This is a genomic window from Clostridium bornimense (genome assembly GCF_018917145.1).
Classification (GTDB): domain Bacteria; phylum Bacillota; class Clostridia; order Clostridiales; family Clostridiaceae; genus Clostridium_AN; species Clostridium_AN bornimense_A.
This window is the reverse complement of sequence record NZ_JAHLOD010000006.1, coordinates 95300-102205: the sequence shown is the minus strand read 5'-3', so window position 1 is coordinate 102205 and position 6906 is coordinate 95300. Positions and strand designations below refer to the sequence as shown.

The following is a 6906-nucleotide window of genomic DNA, read 5'->3' as shown; positions in this document are numbered from 1 at the left end:
CACCCTTCCAAGGTGCTGATGTTATTTTACCTACTCTTGCAAAGTCTGCAATTACAAAAGCATCCTTTGGATCGGTTTTATCAATGTCAACAAAAGATTTTTTATAAGCACAAATTACTCTAGGATTCAAGCAATATATTTTGGGCTTAAGCCATAACAAGGCATCGTGAGTAGCTAATGTGTTAGCTATATGCCAGCTATAGAAGGAGGTAGATTCCATAGCGATTGTTAGATGTGTAAAATTATTTTCTTTAAGACATGATGTTATATTGGCTACTATTTTTTCGGAGCCAGGTAGATTATTACTCGCATCAAATGAAAGTAATTTGTTACCAAAGAAATCTAAAGCAACGACATAATTAGATTTTGAACTAACGTCTATACCAATGAATAAAGTAGTTGTTAAAGTATTATTCATGGTATCACCACCTTTCCTATAAAAATAAAAAATAGAACTGACATAGGATTACCCCTAATTTATAATGCATCAACACCCTCGCACAAATAAGAACTAAATTACTAATTACTTGATGTTATTTGCTACTCTAACGAATTAGTAATCCGAACAACGACTGGGTTAGAAGTTAACATTATAATTAGGGAAACACTCTTTTAAAGAAGTACCACGTTAGTGGTCAACAAGGAGTAACAGAATATCCCTATGCCAATTCATATTTTAAATATCGACATTTAGGAGTAATTCTATACAGTCTATATAATTTCCAGTAATCTTTAGCATATTGTAGTGAATTTTATTACTGGAAATACATATTAAATTCACTACAAAATTAATTATACGAGGAGTTTTACATATGATAAAAATTTATTCTACATCTTGGTGTCCAGCATGTATTAAAGCAAAAAAGTTTTTTGATATGAAAGGTTGGAAGTATACGGAAATAAATGTAGCAGATGCTCACGAGGATAGAGAAGAGGTAATGAAGGTATCAGGACAAAGAACTGTACCAGTTATTGATATAGATGGAGAAATAATTGTAGGATTTGATAAATCAGCTATAGAAAATGCTATGAACAAATAATTAAAAAGTTGTCATGTTGGTAAATGAAGATTTGCGAATGTGACAACTTTTTATTTTTTTATAAAAATTATTATATTTAACTATGTAATAAAAAATATTTTATAGATATTAATCAAGATGCTGTTTTTATTATATAAAATATTATTTCACGACAAAAAAAAGGCCTTTCACGATTAGAGCATAAGAGATGGCGATAGAAAAATATACGTTTACGACAAAAATAGAGACATTTATATAAATAATTAATATAATTTAATAAAAAGTAAGTAAAGATTATATTTATTTTATTTGTATAAATTATGTGTTACATGATGTAAAAAAGTGACGACAAAATTTCCAATTACAAAATATAGACTTTAATTTAACTAATGTAAGACATAATTAGTAGGGGGAAAAGTTTATGAAAAAAGTAATATCGGGGTTTGTAAGTATAATATTTATAATGACAATGATTTTAAATATTATGCCTATGGAGGTAGTTCTAGCTGGATCTTTAGATTCAATATTGGTAATGAAAGTCGATGGTAAAGAAGTAGATATTAACTCTAAGGTAGAGTTAAAAGAAGGTCAAACTGTAGAATTCCACTTAGATTATGCTACAAAAGATAAAAAACCTAATGATGGAGATAAATTTACATTTAAATTGCCAGAAGTATTTAAAGATATAATTCCATCTTATCCAGAACATCATTTTAAAGATATGAATATAAATGAATCAAATGGAAGTAAGATAGTTACATTAATTTGTGGTAATCAAATTGATACCGCTATACGTGGTGAATTGGGAATTTCCGCTACTGTGGGTTCTATAAAGAAGGAAGAAGAAAAAAAAGTTTCTATAGATATAGCTGGAGAGAAAATAGATATTAATATGAATTTGATTCCGCAAGATACTACAGGAACATTAGTAAGCAAAAAGATAACTAATCAACCGGGTACAAAACCAAATTATACAATTTTATCAAATGAAGAAGGTATAGTTATAGGTGAAGAAGTAGACTATAGTGTATTAATTAATGAAAAGGCTACTTCATTAAAAGATGCTGTTTTTGAAGATGCAATACCTACAGGAATGACTTTAATTGAAGATTCAGTAAAATTAGAGAAATTATCTGAAGATGGTACAGGGAAAGAAGTAAAATGTGATTCAAAGATAAAAAATAATATTTTGTCAATAAAACTTGGTGATATAAGTAATACATATGTAATAACTTATAAAACTAAAGTGGAAGAAGGAAGAGCAAAATATGTAAATTCAGCTAAGATTACATCAAGTAATAAAAAAGATGCTGAAGATTCTGTTATAGCTACTGCTGAAATAGTAGATAGACCTGGAAATAGCAATGTTACAAAAACTGTTAATACAATGGATAATCCATATTATACTCCAAATGCTTTAACAATAACTCCTGATGAAAATGGCTCAGTAAAGGGTCAAAAGTATCATCATACAATTAAGATTAATGATAAAGAAGGAAAATATGGACAATATGAAGAGAAGTCTGATGTTGTATTAAAAGATGAAATTCCAGAAGGAACTGAGATCATAAAGGATTCAGTGAAAGTTTACAAATATGTAAAAGGAAATAAAGTAGATGTAACTAAGGAATTTTATAGCCAATCTAAAAATATTACATCAAAAGGTAATCTAGAAATTGAGTTCAAAAACATAGCTCATAAGTATATAGTTGAATATGATATAAAGATAACAGAAGATAAAGAAAAATATGAAAATATAGCAAATTTAACTTGGAAGGGAGGAAAGGATTCTGATAAAACAACATTAACTCCTAATTATACTGTTCCAGGAAATAATGATTTGTTAAAACAAGCTAATGGACAAAGTGATAATGCTGTTGTAAAACCAAATGAAACAACAGGAGAAGTAGTGGGACAAACAGTTGACTATAGTATATTAGTTAATGATAAATTAGAAAAGAAAGAGAATGCAAAATTAACTGATACTATTCCTGATGGAATGGAATTAGATTTAAATTCAATAGTAATAAAAAAAGAAACAAGCAGATACAATTGGGTTAATATGGATGCTGAGTTTATAAATAAAGTAAAGGCTTCATCAAGTAAGAATAAGTTAGTTATAAATTTTGGAACTATTAAAGACAGATATAAAGTAGAATATAAAACAAAAATAGTAGGAAAAAAGAATTCTTATAAGAATACAGCAGTACTTACTTTTGGAAAAGATAAGGAGGAATCTTCAGTAGTTGTAAAACCAGGAGGAAACCCTAAACCAATTGATAAGCCATTAGATAAAGTAGTACTACAATGGGGAGAACAACAAGGCCCTATAAAGGAATACTTAAATAATGATGTAATTGGAATAGGAACAAAAGTAGATTATAGAATCTGGGTAAACAGTAGATTAGAAAATAAGAAGAATACTACTTTAACTGATACAATTCCAGAAGGAATGATGTTATTAGAGGATACAGTAAAAATATATAAAGACTTAGGTGATGATGTATATAAAGATGTCACTGAAGAATTTAAAAAAGTAACAGGTGATAATTTATTAAAAGTAACATTTGGAGCTATAAGTGATAGATATAAGGTAGAATATACTGCACAAATTATTAACCTTAAGGAACAATATACTAATGATGCAGAACTTAAGTTTAATAGTAATGGAGTAGAAAAAGATTCAGTAACTGTAATTCCAAGTAAAAATGCTGATTCAAAAGATAACCCTATAGAAAAGTATGTATTACAAGATGGGTGGAAAGAAGCAAAAGAAATAACTATCAAGAGAGACAATTGGCTGATAAATACTGTAGGAAAAGAAATTGCTTATAAGATAAAATTAAATCAAAAGAGTCTTTATAAAGAAGATGCTACATTAACTGATGTAATCCCAGATGGTATGAAGTTGGCAGAAGGATCTATAAAGATATATAAGCAAGGGAAATATAGTAATGTAGATGTTACAGATAAATTTCAAGTTAGTTATGAAAATAATAAGTTAATAATTAATTTCGGTGAAATATCTGATAAGTATATTGTAGAGTATAAGACAAGAATAACTGACTTAAAAGGAAGATTTGAAAATACAGCTACTTTTACTTATAAGGCTAATACAAAAGGAGATAGTTCTAGTGCTGTAGTAACAGAAGAGTCTGATATAAATTTTGACGATAATATTAGTAAGTTTATTAAAGCTGATGATGGATTATTAGTAAATAGTTTATCATTAAAGCCTAATGGTATTAATGAGGTTATAAATAAGAATATTAATTATTTAGTTATGGTTAATAATGGGCTTAATTTAACAGGAAAAGCTGTTTTTGAAGATATAATACCAGAAGGTATGGAGTTAAATAAATATTATATACCAGTTACTAAACAACTAGAAAATGGTCAATGGGTTGGACTTACAGAGGGAAAAGATTATACGATTACGGTTTCTAAAGATGGAAATCAAGATAAGTTAAAAATTGTTATTAATGATGTAACAAATGCTAGATATAAAATTGAATATAATACAAATATAAAAAAATATATTAAAGATGGATATAAGAATTTAGCAGTAGTTACAACAAATAAAGAGTATAAATCAAGTACTAAATTAGATGTTGATATAGCAAATATAGTAGGTATAACAAAAGAATTAGTTAGTATTAGTGATGTTAAAAATAGTCCATTACCAATAGGTACTTTAGCTAACTATAAAGTAATTCTTAATCCAGAGGAAAATGAATTAAGTAATGTAAAATTTAAAGATGCTGTACCAGAAGGAATGGAAATAGTGCCATCAAGTATTAAGATAAAAAATCTTACTAAAGGTATTGATGTAACTAATGATTTGAAAGGTAATATAGTAGCTAGTGGAAGAAACTTTAGTATTAATATAGCTAAAGTAGCAAGTAAGTATGAAATAACATATTCATGTAAGATAGTTGAACAATTAGACTCATATGTAAATAGTGCTACAATGGATGCAGAAGAATATAGTAGAGAAGCATCATATACACTAGATCAATATGTAGATAGTTTTGGATTGAATGCTATAAAAGAAGCTGATAAATCAATAGTAACTAATAATTCAGATGATCAAAATGTTACTTATACTATAAAGACATGGGCTAACGGAGCTATTAAGAAAGGTACATTAAGTATTAAAGATAAGTTAGATCCAAGACTTGAATATTTAGGTTATGAAGATGAAGCAGGATTATTTGATGTAAACTATAATAAGAATACAAACACAATAAGTGTAGTAAATAAAAAGGATATATTTGGATTTACTACAGAAGAAGAAGGTAGAATGGTTTACTCTAGAATAAAAATAAAGGTAAGCTTCAAAAATGTTAAAGGTGGAGAAACTATCAGTAATATTGCTGTTGTAAATGATCGTACAACAAATGAAGTAGAAGTTGAAAAAGAAGAAGAAAAGATAGAATATGGATTTACAGCAGAAAAAGTAGATTCAGTAGATAATACTAAAAAACTAGCTGGTGCTGAATTTAAACTATATAAAGTTAATAATGGTAAAACAGAATTTATTAAAGATCTTATAAGTGGTAATGATGGAGTTGTTTCATCAAAACTTGATAGTGCTGGAACATATATATTAGAAGAAGTTAAAGCACCAACAGGATATGTTACACCACAATATAAAGAACAATTTGTTGTTAGTGATTCAAATAATCAAGTTAATTTAGGAAAGATTTTAAATAAAAAGAAAGAATATAGTTTTACAGCAACTAAAATAGATGGAGAGACTAATAAACCATTAGCAGGAGCAGAATTTAAGTTATATAAGGTAACTGATAATAACGCAGAACTTATTAAAACTATAACTTCAAGTGATACAGGCGTTATAACTTCTAAGGTAGATCGAGTTGGAACATATGTATTAGAAGAAGTTAAGGCACCAACTGGATATGTAAAACCTACTTATAAAGAGAAATTTGAAGTAACTGAAAGCAATGATGTGGTTGAACTTGGAAACATAGAAAATACTAAAGAAGTAGTAGTGAAAAAGGAATATAGTTTTACAGCAACAAAAGTAGATGCTAATGATAAGACTAAGGTTTTACCAGGAGCTGAGTTTAAATTATATAAAGTTATTGATAAAAAAGAAGTATTCGTAAAAGATCTTATAAGTGGTAATGATGGTACTGTATCATCAAATTTAGATGAAGCAGGAACATATGTATTAGAAGAAGTTAAAGCACCTGAAGGTTATGAAAAACCTGAATTTAAAAAGACATTTGAGGTAACTGATGATAAAAATGTTGTAAATTTAGGTAAAATAGAAAATAAGGTAAAAGAAAAAGAAAAAGTAGAATATAGCTTTACAGCAACAAAAGTAGACTCTCTAGACAAGAATACCGTTTTAGCTGGAGCAGAATTTAAGCTATATAGGGTAACAGATGGAAAAGCTAAGTTAATAAATACAATAGTTAGTGATAAGAAGGGAATAGTATCTTCAAAATTAAATGAAGCAGGAACATATATACTTGAAGAAACTAAAGCACCAAGCGGATATTTAACTCCAGAATATAAAGAAAAATTTGAAGTTACTGATGAAGCTAATAAAGTAGATTTAGGAACAATTGTAAATGAAAAAGAAAAAATAGTAATAAAAGATGAAGATAAATTACCAGAAGAAATAGAAGAAGATACAAAAGCAGAACAAGATTTTGTAGACGAAGAAGAAGCACAAGATTCTAATGGAGCACAAGAGGAAGAGGCAGAGGAAATAAAAGGTGGAATAAGTACTGGTGATGTAGGAATAGGCGCTGCAATTATTGTAGTAATAGGCGCAGGAGTTGCATTATTTATAAATAATAAAAGAAAGAAAAAATAGAAAATATTAATTTAAATATCCTATTAGGTAGTATAA

3 protein-coding genes are annotated in these 6906 nt (G+C 27.8%); 2 read left to right on the top strand and 1 reads right to left on the bottom strand.

What is annotated here, in order from left to right; all coding sequences use genetic code 11:
- The coding region (locus tag KQI30_RS03665; RefSeq protein ID WP_216461849.1) for an IS110 family transposase at positions 1-418 on the bottom strand (418 nt) is incomplete at its 3' end.
- Between the two features lie 394 nt (positions 419-812).
- Here KQI30_RS03665 and KQI30_RS03660 point away from each other — a divergent pair.
- Complete coding sequence (locus KQI30_RS03660) at positions 813-1040, top strand: glutaredoxin family protein (protein WP_216461848.1); 228 nt, start codon at positions 813-815, stop codon at positions 1038-1040.
- 400 nt (positions 1041-1440) lie between these two features.
- Entirely contained in the window at positions 1441-6870 is a 5430-nt protein-coding gene (locus KQI30_RS03655) for a SpaA isopeptide-forming pilin-related protein (RefSeq protein WP_216461847.1), read from the top strand.
- Positions 6871-6906 lie beyond the last annotated feature (36 nt).